Origin of the sequence: Arthrobacter sp. JSM 101049 (genome assembly GCF_041679245.1) — a bacterium.
Taxonomy (GTDB): Bacteria; Actinomycetota; Actinomycetes; order Actinomycetales; family Micrococcaceae; genus Arthrobacter_H.
The window spans coordinates 482,719-496,830 of the sequence record NZ_JBGFFC010000001.1; the positions used below are offsets into that span (position 1 = coordinate 482,719).

The 14,112-nt window shown below is 68.5% G+C and carries 16 protein-coding genes; 2 read left to right on the top strand and 14 right to left on the bottom strand.

The genetic code is table 11. The features are described 5' to 3' along the window. Positions 1 to 178 precede the first annotated feature (178 nt). The 5 genes from ccsB to AB8M85_RS02290 are packed head-to-tail and all read right to left on the bottom strand — an operon-like array spanning position 179 to position 5,009. The gene (gene ccsB / locus AB8M85_RS02270) at positions 179 to 1,240 is read right to left on the bottom strand and encodes a c-type cytochrome biogenesis protein CcsB (RefSeq protein WP_372697141.1); all 1,062 of its coding nucleotides are present in this window, start codon (positions 1,238 to 1,240) and stop codon (positions 179 to 181) included. Positions 1,241 to 1,257: 17 nt separating this feature from the next. After that, the gene (locus AB8M85_RS02275) at positions 1,258 to 2,925 is read right to left on the bottom strand and encodes a cytochrome c biogenesis protein ResB (protein ID WP_372697143.1); all 1,668 of its coding nucleotides are present in this window, start codon (positions 2,923 to 2,925) and stop codon (positions 1,258 to 1,260) included. Then, positions 2,925 to 3,716, bottom strand: coding sequence for a cytochrome c biogenesis CcdA family protein (locus tag AB8M85_RS02280; RefSeq protein ID WP_372697699.1), 792 nt, complete (start codon positions 3,714 to 3,716; stop codon positions 2,925 to 2,927). Before AB8M85_RS02280 ends, AB8M85_RS02275 begins: the two co-directional genes overlap by 1 nt. Beyond that, positions 3,716 to 4,342 carry a TlpA family protein disulfide reductase gene (locus AB8M85_RS02285; RefSeq protein WP_372697144.1) on the bottom strand — a complete coding sequence of 209 codons (627 nt, stop codon included), beginning with the start codon at positions 4,340 to 4,342 and terminating at the stop codon, positions 3,716 to 3,718. The genes AB8M85_RS02280 and AB8M85_RS02285 overlap by 1 nt, the downstream gene beginning before the upstream one ends. A 4-nt stretch (positions 4,343 to 4,346) precedes the next feature. Beyond that, entirely contained in the window at positions 4,347 to 5,009 is a 663-nt protein-coding gene (locus AB8M85_RS02290) for a histidine phosphatase family protein (RefSeq protein ID WP_372697145.1), read from the bottom strand. Positions 5,010 to 5,181: 172 nt separating this feature from the next. Between AB8M85_RS02290 and AB8M85_RS02295 the strand changes: the two genes are divergently transcribed. Beyond that, positions 5,182 to 5,985 (top strand): hypothetical protein, encoded by an 804-nt coding sequence (locus AB8M85_RS02295; RefSeq protein WP_372697146.1) that lies wholly within the window; start codon positions 5,182 to 5,184, stop codon positions 5,983 to 5,985. Between the two features lie 48 nt (positions 5,986 to 6,033). On the opposite strand, the gene AB8M85_RS02300 is transcribed toward AB8M85_RS02295, so the two are convergent. Beyond that, positions 6,034 to 6,681 (bottom strand): redox-sensing transcriptional repressor Rex, encoded by a 648-nt coding sequence (locus tag AB8M85_RS02300; RefSeq protein ID WP_372697147.1) that lies wholly within the window; start codon positions 6,679 to 6,681, stop codon positions 6,034 to 6,036. Further along, entirely contained in the window at positions 6,678 to 6,932 is a 255-nt protein-coding gene (locus tag AB8M85_RS02305) for a glutaredoxin family protein (protein WP_372697148.1), read from the bottom strand. The genes AB8M85_RS02300 and AB8M85_RS02305 overlap by 4 nt, the downstream gene beginning before the upstream one ends. A gap of 101 nt (positions 6,933 to 7,033) precedes the next feature. Here AB8M85_RS02305 and AB8M85_RS02310 point away from each other — a divergent pair, with 101 nt between their 5' ends. Then, on the top strand, positions 7,034 to 7,852 hold the full coding sequence (locus tag AB8M85_RS02310; RefSeq protein ID WP_372697149.1) for an HAD family hydrolase: 819 nt from the start codon (positions 7,034 to 7,036) through the stop codon (positions 7,850 to 7,852). A 158-nt stretch (positions 7,853 to 8,010) separates the two neighbouring features. Here AB8M85_RS02310 and AB8M85_RS02315 read toward each other — a convergent pair whose 3' ends face one another. The 7 genes from AB8M85_RS02315 to AB8M85_RS02345 all read right to left on the bottom strand — a co-directional run bounded on the left by AB8M85_RS02315 (position 8,011) and on the right by AB8M85_RS02345 (position 13,914). Further along, the gene (locus AB8M85_RS02315) at positions 8,011 to 8,109 is read right to left on the bottom strand and encodes a 30S ribosomal protein bS22 (RefSeq protein WP_003792170.1); all 99 of its coding nucleotides are present in this window, start codon (positions 8,107 to 8,109) and stop codon (positions 8,011 to 8,013) included. A 127-nt stretch (positions 8,110 to 8,236) separates the two neighbouring features. Then, positions 8,237 to 8,449, bottom strand: a complete 213-nt coding sequence (locus AB8M85_RS02320; RefSeq protein WP_372697150.1) for a helix-turn-helix domain-containing protein — start codon at positions 8,447 to 8,449, stop codon at positions 8,237 to 8,239. Between the two features lie 135 nt (positions 8,450 to 8,584). Beyond that, a complete protein-coding gene (locus tag AB8M85_RS02325) occupies positions 8,585 to 9,670 on the bottom strand; it encodes a 3-deoxy-7-phosphoheptulonate synthase (RefSeq protein WP_372697151.1) in 1,086 nt (361 codons plus the stop codon). A gap of 298 nt (positions 9,671 to 9,968) precedes the next feature. Further along, complete coding sequence (locus AB8M85_RS02330) at positions 9,969 to 10,517, bottom strand: flavin reductase family protein (protein ID WP_372697152.1); 549 nt, start codon at positions 10,515 to 10,517, stop codon at positions 9,969 to 9,971. A 92-nt stretch (positions 10,518 to 10,609) separates the two neighbouring features. After that, positions 10,610 to 11,950, bottom strand: a complete 1,341-nt coding sequence (gene gdhA / locus AB8M85_RS02335; RefSeq protein WP_372697153.1) for an NADP-specific glutamate dehydrogenase — start codon at positions 11,948 to 11,950, stop codon at positions 10,610 to 10,612. Positions 11,951 to 12,106: 156 nt separating this feature from the next. Next, entirely contained in the window at positions 12,107 to 12,715 is a 609-nt protein-coding gene (locus AB8M85_RS02340) for an ArsR/SmtB family transcription factor (protein ID WP_372697154.1), read from the bottom strand. Between the two features lie 53 nt (positions 12,716 to 12,768). Beyond that, a complete protein-coding gene (locus AB8M85_RS02345; protein ID WP_372697700.1) occupies positions 12,769 to 13,914 on the bottom strand; it encodes an acetoin utilization protein AcuC in 1,146 nt (381 codons plus the stop codon). Positions 13,915 to 14,112 lie beyond the last annotated feature (198 nt).

Consider the following 14,112-nt stretch of genomic DNA (forward strand, 5'->3'; position numbering starts at 1 on the left):
GGCCATGCCCCCCGCGCGGGGATTCCGGGTCCCTGTGGACGTCTCCGGTGCCGCCGCCCCAGCGGCGCCTCCGCTCCGGGGCGCCCGGTCCGCGTGGGGGCGGGGCAGGCTGGCGCCCAGACGGAAAAGGCCCGGCGGGAAGCAGTGTTGCTTCCCGCCGGGCCCGCCCGCTGAAGGGCTATACGCCCGCGTAGGAGTGCAGTCCGTTGAAGTAGATGTTCACCACGGTGAAGTTGAAGACGATGCACAGGTAGCCGATGATGCTCAGCCAGGCCGAACGTGTTCCCGTCCACCCGCGGGTCGCCCGCGCGTGCAGGTAGCCGGCGAAGACGACCCAGATGACGAACGTCCAGACCTCCTTGGTGTCCCACCCCCAGTAGCGCCCCCACGCGGCTTCGGCCCAGACGGCGCCGGCCATCAGGGTGAAGGTCCACATGACGAATCCGACGGCGTTGATCCGGTAGGCGAAGTTCTCCAGGGCCGCCGCGCTGGGGACCATGCGCAGGAACGCGAACTTGTCGGGTTTGCCCGCGGCGAGCTTGGACTGCCGGTCGGCCTGGATGAGCTGCAGGATGCTCAGCGCGAAGGTGATGGTGAACAGCGACGAGGCCAACACGGCGATGGAGACGTGGATGATCAGCCAGGGGCTCTGCAATGCCGGGACCAGGTGGGCAACGGGCGTCGGGAATCCCATCGTCGCTCCGCAGAGCATGAGGGTCACCAGCCCGATGACGAAGGTACCCATGAAACGCAGGTCCTTCTTGACCAGCACCGCGAGGAAGACTACCGCCACGACCAGGGCGCCGGTGGTGAGGAACTCGTACATGTTCCCCCACGGGACCCGCCCGGCGGCGACGCCGCGGGAGACGACCGCGAACGCCTGGATCGCCGCGGCAATCCACGCCACCGACACCCCGATTCGGGCGGCGGTGCGCTTGCCGGCGTCGCGGGTATAGTTCATCGACTCATTGACCAGCAGGCCGTCGTCGGCCGGGGGCGCATGCGGCCCCCTGTCCTTCGCCGGTCCCGCCCCGGCGCCTGCGGATTCCGCCGGTCGCGCGCCGACTGTGGCCAGCTGCTTGGCTTCCTCGGCCAGCAGCCCGGATTCCAGTTCACGGATGGTGCGGCTGGACTTGGCCAGGTCCCAGGCGAAGGCGATGAAGGCGATGGCATACGCCATGGCGGCCAGCAGCATGAAGAGGTCGCTGTAGGCGCCCAGCTGTTCGTTGATCGTAGGCATGCGTGTTCCTCTGTCTCCTAAACTTCGGTCCGGCCTGCGCCGGAGAATTCGCGCTCAAGAAGTGTGCGAAGCTCCCGGGCTTCCTGCCGCACCCTGGGATCTTCCCCGCGGGCAAGCACCCCGTATTCGATGATACGCCCAGCAGTTTCCGTCGCCCGTTCCGGATCATTCGGGTGGATCTTGATCCAGGCGCGGCGGCGCGGGGTGAACAGCGAGACCGCCAGGCCAAGCAGCGCCAACGCGGCAAAGATGGCCACCGGCAGCTTGCCCGGATCATGGTGGATATCCAGGGCCGCGTAGCGCTTGATGCCATCGAAGCTGATCGAGCCCTTGCCGTCGGGAAGCTGTACCGTCTGCCCGGCATTGACGACCAGGCCGCCGGAATCCAGGTTCCGGCTGTTCAGCTCCGTCAGCTGGTCCGTGTCCAGGACGAACACGTTCTGCGGATCACCGGAGTCCAGGCCCAGGTCCCCGTAATAGGAGTTCAGCTGGAGTTGTGGCAGCACCGGGCTCGGGTCCAGGGAAATGCCCACCCCCGAGGAGTTCACCCCGGCGGTCGGCAGGAACAGGCCCACGAAGCCCAGCTGGTCCGGCTGCGCATCCGGGACCTTCAGGACCAGCAACGAGGTGAAGACGTCGTCCTGGGGGACGGCCACCACCGGACCGGAATAGGCGATGTTGCCGTTGCCGTCCCGCACGGTGATCTCCGGGGCGTAGCCGTTGCCCACCAGGTACACGGCCGTCCCGCCGATCCGCAACGGGTGGTTGACCCGCAGGTCCTGTTGTTGTGGTTCCTGGCCTGGCTCCGTTGTGGTGACCTGGGCGTGGAAGTCGATCGGCTGGCCGAAATGGGTGGTGGACTCGCGGTCGTAGGTGACGTCGAAGTTGTCCAGCCGGACGGAGAAGGGACTTAGCGCGCCTTCCTCGAAGCCGGTTCCCGGGCTGAACGAGTCGTATGAGACGAGGGTGTTCACGAATGACTCGCCCTCAACGACGATGCGCTGCCCGGTGTAGCCGAAGACGCCCCCGACGGCGACCGAGGCGAGGACCCCGATCAGCGAGAAGTGGAAGACCAGATTCCCGACTTCGCGCACGTAGCCGCGTTCGGCACCCACCGAGGGCGCCTTGTCGCCGGGGCGTTGCTCGACGCGGTATCCGCGCTTCTTCAGCAGGGCCGCGGACCGTGCCAGGATCTGGGCATCTGGCAGCACTTCGCGGTCCGCCCCCACCTCGAGGGTCCCGTTCTCGGGAAGCCGCCCCAACCTGGCGGGGGTGCGCGGGGGCGGGGTGCGCAATGCCTGGTAGTGCTTTTTCGCCCGCGGGAACACGCAGCCGATCAGCGAGATGAACAGCAGCAGGTAGATGGCGGAGAACCACACGGACGAGAAGACGTCGAACAGCTGGAAGGTATCCAGCCAGTGGCCCAGCACCGGTTTGTTGTCGATGTAGGCAGTGACCTCGGTCGGGTTCACCGGGCGTTGTGGGAAGAGCGAACCGGGCACGGTCGCCACGGCCAGAAGCAGGAGCAGGAACAGTGCCGTGCGCATGCTGGTGAGCTGGGTCCACGCCCACCGGAGCATGCCCCACGGTCCCAGTGCCGGGACGGCGACGTCGCTGTTCTTGCCCTTGCGGCCGCCTCCGCTGCCGGAGGGCGATGGGCGGTCATTTTTCCTGGTTAATGCCATCAGATCGGCATCCTTACGTCGTTTTTGAACCACGATTGAAGCTGGAGCACCCAGTCGCCCCACAGGCCGCTGGCCATGAGAACACCGAGGACGATCAGCAGCAGTCCCCCGGCACGCATGACGGCCCGCTGGTGGCGCCGGAAGAACGCCAGGGTACCGGCCGCGCGGCGGAAGCCGAGGGCGATGAGCAGGAAAGGCACGCCGAGCCCCAGGCAATAGGCGAATGTCAGCAGCGCACCCCGCGTCACGTTGGCGTCCGGGCCAACGCTCATGGCCAGGACCGCCGACAGCGTGGGGCCGATGCACGGTGCCCAGCCGAGCCCGAAGGTGACGCCCAGCACGGGGGCCCCCCATAGCCCGGCCGGTGGCCGACGGTGGATCTTGCGATCGCGTTGGAGCCAGGAGAACCCGCCCATGAACACGATGCCCATGGCGATGACCACCAGCCCGAGGACCTGGGTGACCCAGTCTCCCCGGTACATCAGCCAGACGGAGACCTTGGTGAAGACGACACCGACCAGCATGAAGACCACGCTGAAACCCAGGACGAACAGTCCGATGCCGACGACCATGCGGCCGCGCTTCTGCTGGGCCAGGTCGGCTCCGGTCAGCCCGGTGACGTACCCCAGGAAGCCGGGGACCAACGGCAACACGCAGGGCGAGAGGAAGGAGACGAGTCCGGCCAGGACGGCGACCGGGACCGACAACAGCAGCGAGCCGTCCTGGACGGCTTCGGCGAAGGGGTTGGCCTGGGCGCTCAGCGCCGGGAGGGCCGTGGCGAGCCCGGCAATCACGCCGGCTCGGAAACCAGGTCGGAGATCAGGGCCTTGAGCGTGGACTCGTCCGCTTCACCGAGAAGCCGGGCGGCGACGCGGCCCTGCCGGTCCAGCACCAGTGTGGTCGGCACCGCCTGTGGCGGCACATAGTCCGTCATCGAGAGCAGGATCGAGCCGTCGGCGTCGGGCATGGACGGGTAGGGGATGTCGAAGGTCCGTTCAAAGGCGGCAGCGGTCTCCTGGCCGTCACGGACGTTGACCCCGTAGAACCGCACGCCCTTGGACTCGAACGCCTTGCTCAACTTGGCCAGATGCGGGGCCTCAAGCCGGCAAGGCGCGCAGGCGGCATACCAGAAGTTCAGGACGGTGACATGGCCGGTGAGCTGTTCGGGGCCCACGTTCTCGCCGTCATACGTCGTCCCCTGCAGGTCCAGTGGCTCGCCCCGGGAGGCGGCCGCGTATTCCTGGACCGAACCGTCGCCGGCAATGTAGTTCTTGCCATTTCCCGCACGGGCCTGCTTGGCCAGCGGGTCCTCCTCGGCCGAGCAGGCGGCCAATGGGATGATGGCGGCGAACAGGGCGGCGGCGCGCAGCACCCGGCGGCGTTCGGGCAGGGGGGATACAGCAGGACGGGACGGCATGGCGTTAGGCTCCGGGGATGTTTGCCGCGTTGGCCAGCAGGTCAGCGCAGGGTTCGGTGTAACGAACGGCGACGAGCCGTTCCCCCTCAAAATCCAGGCTGGTGACCGAGGCGAGCGTGCATTGCCGCCGCCGCGGGTCGTGCCACAGGTGCTTGTTTTCGGCGGCCAGGCGCGTGACCCAAATGGGCAGCTGGTGGCTGACCAGCACGGCTTGGGCTCCGGGGCCGCCGAGTGAAACGGCCCGGTCGCGGTGGTCCCCCACCGCGTCCATCATGCGTTCGACCTGGGCCCGGTAGGGCTCCCCCCAGGACGGACGCAACGGGTTGGTGAGGTACCGCCAATGGCGCGGGCGGCGCAGATGGCCCTTGACGCCGGACAGGCCCTCGAAGTGGTTCTCGGCCTCGATGATCCGCTCATCCGTCTCAATCTCCAGAGACAGGGCCTTCGCTGTCGGCGCGGCAGTCTCCTGCGCGCGGGTCAACGGCGAAGCCGCCAGGTGCACGATGTTCGCACCGGCGTCCCGCTGTGCCGCGAAGTACTCGGCAGCGCGCTCGGCCATGGCACGGCCGAGCTCGGACAGGTGGAACTCGGGCAACCGTCCGTACAACACCTTGTCCGGGTTGAGGACCTCCCCATGACGGAGCAGGTGGACGGTGGCGGCAGACATGCAGCCATTCTCTCAAACGTTTCCGGCCACGCCTAAAAAGCGGGGGTGAGACGCCCCACGCCGGGACGACAACCGGATGGAATTCAGCCTTCCTGATGATGCCCCGAGCGGGGGTGCTCCTACTACGCTGGGAATCAGGTACGCAGCCCGCAACACCATCGGAGGACAGACCATGAGCACGCCCGCTCCGCAGGATCCGCACGACGACCCGCATCCCACGCCCTCAGAGGGCACGCCCCCGGTCCCCGAGCCGCCGAAGTTCGGCCAACGCCTGCCCGACGGCGCCCCCGGTCCGACGCCGCAATACGGCCAGAATGCCCCTGACCGTCCCGCCTACGGCCAGTACGGCCAGCCCTCCGAGGACCTGCCACCGGGCTACGGCCAACCCGGGCAGCCGAACCTCCCGCCACCGGGACAGGGGTACACGAACCAGCAGTATTACGGCTACCCGCAGCAGCCCACTGGTGGCCAGCCGCCCTTCCATGGCGCGCCCGGCACACGTCCGGCACCGCCGATGCAGGTCAACGCCGCATTCTGGTTGATCATGGCTGCTGGCCTCATCACGCTGGTCCAGGGCATGATCCTGCTCCTGGTGCCGAATTCGGTCGTGGTGGATGCCTTCAACCAGGCCATGACGACGCAGGACCCCGCCATGGACCAGGAACTCAAGGACGCCGGTCTGGACATCCAGTCCATGGTCGGCCCGATGAAGATTGCGGTCATGGTGATCATGGTGATCGGCGCGGGCATCTACGCTCTCATCGCCACCTTCATCCGCAAGGGCAGCAACGGGGCACGCATCACCGGCACGGTCCTGGCCGCGCTGTCCCTCTTCGGGCTGCTCTCCTCGTTCGATCCGCTCGCCTTCCTCGCCATAGCCCTGGGGGTGGCCGGCATCGTCTGCGCCTGGTTGCGGCCCTCCTCGCAGTACATCGGCGCGGTGGCCCTGCACAAGCACGGCGGCTTCCGGCAGTAACGGGAGGCACCCGGCCCGGTGGCGTTCAGTCGCCGGGCCCGGTGGCGTTCAGTCGCCGGGCCCGGCCCCGAAGGCGGCGTGGTAGGCCAGGATCTGCAGTTCCCGTGCCATGTCGACCTTGCGCACCTGGACGCCCTCCGGGACCTGGAGGAGCACCGGCGCGAAGCTGAGGATGTTGGTGATCCCGGCGGCGACCACCAGGTCGCAGAGTTCCTGGGCGGCGCTCCCGGGAACCGCCAGGATCGCCATGTTCAGGCCCAGCTGCGAAGTGACCGCAGCAAGCTCGGCGACGGGGCGGACCGTGAGGTTCCCCAGACGACGGCCGACCACCGATTCCGCGACGTCGAAGACCGCCCCGACGCGGAAGCCCCCCTCTTGGAAGCCCGCATACCCCGTCAGGGCCCTCCCGAGGTTGCCCGCCCCGAGAATGGCGACGCACCAGCCGTGTTCGAGTCCCAGCGTCGTCGAAATGCTCTCGGCGAGCACCTCGACCCGGTATCCGACACCCCGGGTGCCGAACGTCCCCAGCAGGGACAGGTCCTTGCGCAGAATGGCCGAATTCACCCCGGCGGCGGCGGCCAGGACCTCCGAGGAGACCGTGGGTTGGCCGGCCGCGCGGAGGACCTCGAGTGCCCGCAGATACAGCGTCATGCGGCCCAGGGTCGCCTCGGGCAGGAGCTTTTCCGCGCCTGTCATGACCCGATCAGCTTCTCGAGCCGGGCGGCGTCGATGACCCAGAAGTCCCGCTGGATTCCGTCGACGAGCAGCACCGGGACCTCTTCGCCATAGCGTTGGAGCAGATCGAGGTCGCCGTCGATGCGCACCTCGTCCCAGTCGACGCCATGCCGGGCGGCCACCGCCTCCACCGTCTGGCGGGCGGCCGCACAGAGGTGGCATCCGCTTTTGGTCAGCAGCCGGATGCGCGGTTCCTGTTGCGAAGAATCCATGGTCCCAACCTACCGGTCCCCGGTGTCCGGAGGCGCTCCCTTTGCCCCAGTTGACGCCTGCTGCATCGCGCCCCACGGACACCGGCGGATAGACTGGCCCGATGCCAGAGCAGTCCCGAGCCGCCGCCGTGCCCGTGGAGCCGCCCCAGACCGGTCATGCCGCGGCATTCTTCGACGTCGACAACACCATGATGCGCGGTGCGAGCCTGTTCGCGGTGGCCCGCAAGATGTACAGCCGTGGGGCCTTCAGCGTCCGCCACGCCTTGTGGATCGCTGCCCACCAGGCCAGCTTCCTGCTGCGCGGCGAGGACCTGGCCAGCGTCCACCGGGTCAGGGACCAGGCACTGGCCCTGGCTGCCGGAATCCTGGTCGATGACATGGCCGCGCTGGGGGACGAGATCTACGACGAGTTCATCGCCAGTCGCATCTGGCCCGGCACCCGAGCGCTGGCCCAGGCGCATCTCGATGCCGGTCGCCCGGTGTGGCTGGTCACGGCAACGCCGCTGGAAGTTGCCGATGTGATCGCGGCCCGGCTCGGCCTCTCGGGCGCCCTGGGCACCGTGGTGGACCAGCATGAGGGCGTCTATACCGGCCAGTTGGTCGGCGAGATCCTGCATGGCCCGGCCAAGGCTGCCGCCGTGACGGAACTCGCAGCCCGGGAGAGCCTGGATCTGTCGGCGAGCTGGGCCTACAGCGATTCCTACAACGATGTGCCCCTGCTGACGGTGGTCGGGCATCCGGTGGCGATCAACCCCGATGTCCGCCTGCGCCGCCATGCGCTGGCCCACAACTGGCCGGTCTACGACTTCCGCCGTGGCCGTCGCGCAGCAACCATTGGCATCCGGGCGGCCACCTATTCGGGAGCAGTCTACGGTCTCTGGCGGGGCTTGCAGATGATGCGGCGCCGCTTCCACCGGTAACCGGACTGTTTCCGGTTGCCGGCTGACATGACAGGGGCCGGCGGTTGGCGAAAACAACGACACGGCCCGACGTGCACGCCGGGCATGACGATGGCGGGGCCCCCCGTGGGGAACCCCGCCATCGTGTGCCGGGGTCGGGAAACGGTCCCGACGCGCGGCTACTTCTTGTTGCGGCGCTGGTGGCGCGTCTTGCGAAGCAGCTTGCGGTGCTTCTTCTTCGCCATCCGCTTGCGGCGCTTCTTGATAACTGAGCCCATTTGGTTCCTCACAGACTGGTGATTGATTACTGCTGACGGCCACGCGGGGAGCAGGCAGCAACCATCGCGGACGTTAAATGTTCCTTAACAGGTTACCCTGCCCACGGGACCGTTGCGGACCACGCGTTCACGCGGTCTCCGAGGCCCCATCCACACGCGCGGTGTTCAGATAGGCCTCCACTGCCGTTTCCGGGACGCGGTAGGAGCGTCCGAAACGTACGGCCGGGAGGTCGCCGGCGTGCACCAGTCGATACACGGTCATTTTCGACACACGCATCACCTCGGCGACTTCCGCCACCGTCATGAAGCGCGCGTTCGAAAAGTTCTTAGCGTCGGCCATCGGCAATTTCTCCTGAACTGGATGGAAGGAACACCCCAGCGAGGCATCGCCCGGTGAGACCCGCGCGCACTACCATCTAGCAGACCACATTAGTGGCTGCTGGGGTGATTGTGAAACCCGTCGTGCCCCTGCAGGTCATTTGGCGTCCATCCGCGAGCGCACGGCCTCGGCCAGTTGGCCGAGGGCGACCTCCGTTGCCTCCCATCCCATACAGGCATCGGTCACCGATTGCCCATAGACCAGGGGTCCGCCCGGGACAAGCTTCTGCGCTCCCGGCACCAGGAAGCTTTCGGCCATGACACCGGCCAGTTGGTCCTGGCCGGCGGCGATCGACGTGGCCAGTTCGGCCAGGACGCCGGACTGGCGTTCGTGGGATTTGCCGGAATTGGCGTGGCTGGCATCGACCACCAGGCGCGGGTTCAGGCCCGCCGCCCGTGCTGCCCGGGAGGCGGCCTCGAGGTCGGCATCGCCGTAGTTCGGCCCGGCCGATCCCCCGCGCAGAACGAGGTGGACGTCCGGGTTGCCCTGGGTGCGCACCATGCTTGCCTGTCCCTGCGGGTCCATGCCCAGGAACGCCTGGCCCGTGGACGCGGCGGTGCAGGCGTCGAGGGCGACCTGCAGGCCGCCGTCGGTTCCGTTCTTGAAGCCGACGGGCATCGACAAGCCGGAGACCAGTTGCCGGTGGATCTGGCTCTCGGCCGTCCGCGCCCCGATGGCACCCCAGGCCACGAGGTCGGCCAGGTACTGCGGGGCGACCGGTTCGAGGAACTCGGTGGCAGCGGGAAGGCCGAGCGCCGTGACGTCAAGCAGGAACCGGCGGGCGGCACGCAGCCCGGCGTCCATGTCGTGGCTGCCATCGAGTCCGGGGTCGTTGACCAGGCCCTTCCACCCGACGGTCGTGCGCGGCTTCTCGAAGTAGGTGCGCATGACCACCAGCAGCTCACCCCGGTGCCGGGACGCCTCCCGGGCGAGTCGGCGCGCGTAGTCCAGGCCCGCTGCGGGATCGTGGATCGAGCAGGGGCCGACGATCACCAGCAGCCGGTCGTCCAGGCCGGAGAGCACCGCCCGGACCTCATCGCGGGCCCGGGCCACCGCATCCCGGGCGGCGCCACCGGCCTGCAGGTCGGCCCGCAGTGCTGCAGGGGTGGGTAGTGGGGCGTAGCCGGCGATGTGCTCGTCGGTGTTCGGTTCGGTCGCCGTCTCGTGCTGGAGGGTGGTCATCGGGGGGCCTTTCGGGTGGGAGCGCCGTGCCATTCCACCGCGGCCCCGGTTCCTCACCGGGCTGTGACCACACCGTCCAGGGCCGCCGTACCAATGGCAAAGGGCCGGGAACTGGTGTTCCGGCCCTGTCGGCTCTGAAGGTGGGTATGCGCAATCAGTGTGCTGCAGGCTCCTCCAGAGCCGACACAAAATACGCATACCAACGGGTTGTCATGCCACCACCCTACCGCTGCCGTGTCCCGGTCTCGCCGTCAGCGGCCAATATGACGCGGGACGACGGCGGCCCCGCCTCAGCCCTCTAGCGCAGGTGGCGGTATTCGCGGGAGAAGTGCAGCAGCGGGTCGTTGGCGGCGTGTGCATCGTCGGTGCCGCCCATGGCCACCACCTCGCCGGCGACGACCAGGTGCGTGGCGACCGGATGCACCGCCGTCGTCCTCAGGTCGAACCAGGCGATGGCCCCCTCGACGATGGCGGCACCACTGGCCGGAGCGCGTCGGAAGGGGACCTGGCTGAGCAGCCCGTGGACGGGGTTGCCGGGACTGGCCAGCCAGTTGGCGGTGCCTTCGTGCCCTCCCGAGAGCAGCGACAGGGCCCACGACCCCGCTTCGGCCACGGCTTCGCCGATGCGTCCGTCGGCGTAGAGGCTGACGAGCATCGTCGGCGGGTCATAGGACACGTCGAGGAACCCGGTCACGGTCGCGGCGATGTCCCGTCCGTACTGCCGGGTGGCCACGACGGCGGTCCCGGAGGCGATGTCCCCTGCCAGCAGGCGGTAGGCGTCGATGTCGTCCTGGCCGACTGCGTGGGGGTCGATGCGGTGGGCGGGCAATGGTTCGGTGTTCTCCATGCCCTCCATGTAAGCACCCCGGGCACGGCAATGCCCCGGAGGCCGGGGGCATCCGGGGCATCGCCGTGCCCGGGGTGGGGTTTGCCGGTGGGCTAGATGACGCCCAGGGCCAGCATCGCGTCGGCGACCTTCGTGAACGCGGCGATGTTGGCGCCGGCCACGTAGTTTCCGGGCTTGCCGTAGGCGTCGGCGGTGGTGGCGCAGGTGGTGTGGATGCCGACCATGATCTCCTCGAGGCGGCGTTCGGTGTGCCCGAAGCTCCACGAGTCGCGGCTGGCGTTCTGCTGCATTTCCAGCGCGGAGGTGGCCACGCCGCCGGCGTTGGCGGCCTTGCCCGGGCCGAAGAGCACGCCGGCGTCCTGGAAGATCTGGGTCGCGTCGGCGGTGCAGGGCATGTTGGCGCCTTCGGCGACGGCGACGATCCCGTATTCGACCAGCCGCTTGGCGGCGGTGGCGTCGAGTTCGTTCTGCGTGGCACTGGGCAGTGCCACGGTGGCGTCGACGTCCCAGACGCTTCCGGATTCGACGTAGTCGACCTTGCTGCCGCGGCGGTCCACGTAGTCGCTGATGCGGCCGCGCTCGACCTCCTTGATCTCGCGCAGCAGCTCGACGTCGATGCCGGCCTCGTCGACGATGTAGCCGCTGGAGTCCGAGGACGCCACGACCTGCGCGCCGAGGCTTTGCGCCTTGGCGATGGCGTTGATGGCCACGTTGCCCGAACCGGAGACGACCACGCGCTGGCCGTCGAAGCTCGACCCGCGGGTCTTGAGCATTTCCTGGGCGAAGAGCACCGCGCCGTAACCGGTGGCTTCCGGGCGCAGCAGCGAACCGCCCCAGCCCATGCCCTTGCCGGTGAGCACTCCGGATTCGTAGCGGTTGGTGATGCGCTTGTACTGGCCGAAGAGGTAGCCGATCTCGCGGCCGCCGACGCCGATGTCACCGGCGGGCACGTCCGTGTATTCGCCGATGTGGCGGTAGAGCTCGGTCATGAACGACTGGCAGAAGCGCATGACCTCGGCGTCGGACTTGCCGCGGGGATCGAAGTCGGATCCGCCCTTGCCGCCGCCGATCGGCATGCCGGTCAGGGCGTTCTTGAAGACCTGTTCGAAGCCCAGGAACTTCACGATGCCCAGGTAGACCGAGGGGTGGAAACGCAGGCCGCCCTTGTACGGGCCGAGGGCGGAGTTGAACTCCACGCGGAAGCCGCGGTTGATCTGGACCTTCCCGGCGTCGTCGACCCACGGGACGCGGAAGATGATCTGGCGCTCCGGTTCGCACATGCGCTGCAGGATGGCCGCGTCGGCGTATTCGGGGTGCTTGCCGATGACGGCATCCAGGCTTTCGAAGACCTCGGTCACGGCCTGGTGGAATTCGGATTCCCCCTGGTTCCGGTGGAAGACGTCTTCGCGGATATCGAGCAGATGCTGATCCAAGCGGTACTCCTTTGAACTTGAGGTGGGCGCGACGGCACCCCTGGGGTGAGCGTCGGCGCTCCGACAAGAAGAATCGCACGCCCTGGCGCGCAGCTCCCAACCGGTCGTAAAGAATCCAAAAGCAGCCCGTAACGTGGATCCGGCAGGCGGACGGGCCTAGCGGCGGCGTCCGAACTTCGGTTTCTGCAGCCTCTCGAGCAGGTCCTGGGCCCGTCCGGTGACCTGCTCCACGGTCCGTCCCACGGACCGGCCGAGTGGCTGCTGGTGGTGGCCCGACCCCGGAACCACGGGGTTTTCGCGCTCCGTCGCAGCTCGTCCGGCGGCGACGGCCTGGTCGCGCTGTGCCTGCTGGGCGGCGCGGTAGGAGGCTGCGGCCTCCAGGGCGCGGGCGGTCGCATCCGCTCCGGTCCCCGCGACGGTTGCAGCGTCGGAAAGGGCATTGCCGTCGGCTCCGGTTCTCTTGTACTCTTCGCGCGCGACCGCCGCGGGGGCGGTACCGGCTGCCGGGGCGGGGAACGCGGACAGCCATCTGGCCGCACGGTGCAGCGCGTGCGATTCGACGGCATAGATCCTGCGTTGCCCGTCGGCGCGCATGCGCACCACCCCGGCTTCCCGCAGGACCTTCAGGTGCTTCGAGACGGTCGGCTGCGAGACCTCGAGGGCCTGGACGAGGTCCCCCACCGAGTTCTCCCCCGCGCGGAGTGCGTCGAGAATCCTGCGCCGTGTCGGATCTGCCAGGACGGTGAAGACGTCGTCGGAAGTCATTTCATCACCATATCCGCATATGCCGTTTCCGGCATCGCACCACGCGGCGGTCCTCAGTCGAACCAGGGATCCAGCCCGAAGACCGGGAAGACCTCCTTGCGCGTGGCCATGATGGTCCGGTCGATGGCGTCGGCCGGGTCGTAGCCGACCTCCCAGGAGCGCCACCACAGGTCCACGTCGTCGTTCATCGCGGTGGGCCCGTCCACGCCGTAGCGGTCCCGGACGTAGTCCAGCCAGCGTCCCGGCACCGGGGTCCGCAGCGGCACCGGCTGTCCGCCGGCGATGGCCACGAGGTGGCTCCAGGTCCGCGGGACCACCTCGATGAGGTTGTATCCGCCTCCGCCGGTGGCGATCCACCGGCCCTCACAGTGGCGTTGGGCCAGGTCGGCGATGTCCAGGGCATTCTGGCGCTGCCCGTCCACGCTCAGGCGCAGGTTGCTCAGGTCGTCGCGCCGGTGGCCGTCGCAGCCGTGCTGGCTGACGATGACTTCGGGTTCGAAGGCGGCCACGAGCTGCGGGACCACTGCGTGGAAGGCGCGGAGCCAGCCGGCGTCGGTGGTTCCGGCGGGCAGGGCCACGTTCACGACGCTGCCCGCTGCCTGCGGCCCCCCGGTCTCGTTGGCGAATCCGGTCCCCGGGAACAAGGATATCCCGGATTCATGCATCGAGATGGTCAGCACGCGCGGGTCGTCCCAGAAGATCGACTGGGTGCCATCGCCGTGGTGCGCGTCGACGTCGATGTAGGCCACCCGCCGGGTCCCCTGGTCGAGCAGCCGCTGGATGGCCAGGGCGGCATCGTTGTAGATGCAGAATCCGCTCGCCCGGCCGCGGGACGCGTGGTGCATTCCCCCGGCGAAGTTGACCACGTGCAGGGCGCGCCCGGCCAGCACGGCGTCCGCGGCCTGGAGGGAGCCTCCCGCCAACCGTGCGCTGGCGGCGTGGATGTCGCTGAACACGGGGTCGTCCTCGGTGCCCAGGCCGCGCTCCTCGTTGACCTCGCCCGGGTGCTCGCCGGCATACTGCACGGCGGCGATGTAGTCCCGGTCGTGGACGGTGGCCAGCTCCTCGACGGTCGCGATCTGCGGTGCAAGCAACGAGATGTTGTCCCGCTCCAGGATCCCGAGCCCCTCGATCATGCGCATCGTCAGGTCCAGCCGCGACGGGTGCATCGGGTGGCTGTCGCTGAAGCGGTAGCCCATCAGGTCCTCGCTCCACAGGACCTCGGTCGGTGGTGGCGGCGGTGTACTCAAGCTCACCGGCTCAGGCTACGCGATTGGCCGGCAATCGCTGTGATCGGCGTCGCTCCGGTGGCGGTTCCCGGCGCCACCGGGCCCCCGGTGCTTTACTGTGGACTGTGCCGGGAAACACCCGCCCACCACCCGTCCGGGAGCCGCCAG

What these genes read in the sequence shown, in the direction of transcription:
- ccsB (WP_372697141.1), bottom strand. Translation starts at nt 1,240, where the DNA reads ATGCCTACGATCAACGAACAGCTGGGCGCCTACAGCGACCTCTTCATG.
- AB8M85_RS02275 (WP_372697143.1), bottom strand. Translation starts at nt 2,925, where the DNA reads ATGGCATTAACCAGGAAAAATGACCGCCCATCGCCCTCCGGCAGCGGA.
- AB8M85_RS02285 (WP_372697144.1), bottom strand. Translation starts at nt 4,342, where the DNA reads ATGCCGTCCCGTCCTGCTGTATCCCCCCTGCCCGAACGCCGCCGGGTG.
- AB8M85_RS02290 (WP_372697145.1), bottom strand. Translation starts at nt 5,009, where the DNA reads ATGTCTGCCGCCACCGTCCACCTGCTCCGTCATGGGGAGGTCCTCAAC.
- AB8M85_RS02295 (WP_372697146.1), top strand. Translation starts at nt 5,182, where the DNA reads ATGAGCACGCCCGCTCCGCAGGATCCGCACGACGACCCGCATCCCACG.
- AB8M85_RS02300 (WP_372697147.1), bottom strand. Translation starts at nt 6,681, where the DNA reads ATGACAGGCGCGGAAAAGCTCCTGCCCGAGGCGACCCTGGGCCGCATG.
- AB8M85_RS02305 (WP_372697148.1), bottom strand. Translation starts at nt 6,932, where the DNA reads ATGGATTCTTCGCAACAGGAACCGCGCATCCGGCTGCTGACCAAAAGC.
- AB8M85_RS02310 (WP_372697149.1), top strand. Translation starts at nt 7,034, where the DNA reads ATGCCAGAGCAGTCCCGAGCCGCCGCCGTGCCCGTGGAGCCGCCCCAG.
- AB8M85_RS02315 (WP_003792170.1), bottom strand. Translation starts at nt 8,109, where the DNA reads ATGGGCTCAGTTATCAAGAAGCGCCGCAAGCGGATGGCGAAGAAGAAG.
- AB8M85_RS02320 (WP_372697150.1), bottom strand. Translation starts at nt 8,449, where the DNA reads ATGGCCGACGCTAAGAACTTTTCGAACGCGCGCTTCATGACGGTGGCG.
- AB8M85_RS02325 (WP_372697151.1), bottom strand. Translation starts at nt 9,670, where the DNA reads ATGACCACCCTCCAGCACGAGACGGCGACCGAACCGAACACCGACGAG.
- AB8M85_RS02330 (WP_372697152.1), bottom strand. Translation starts at nt 10,517, where the DNA reads ATGGAGAACACCGAACCATTGCCCGCCCACCGCATCGACCCCCACGCA.
- AB8M85_RS02340 (WP_372697154.1), bottom strand. Translation starts at nt 12,715, where the DNA reads ATGACTTCCGACGACGTCTTCACCGTCCTGGCAGATCCGACACGGCGC.
- AB8M85_RS02345 (WP_372697700.1), bottom strand. Translation starts at nt 13,914, where the DNA reads ATGGGCTACCGCTTCAGCGACAGCCACCCGATGCACCCGTCGCGGCTG.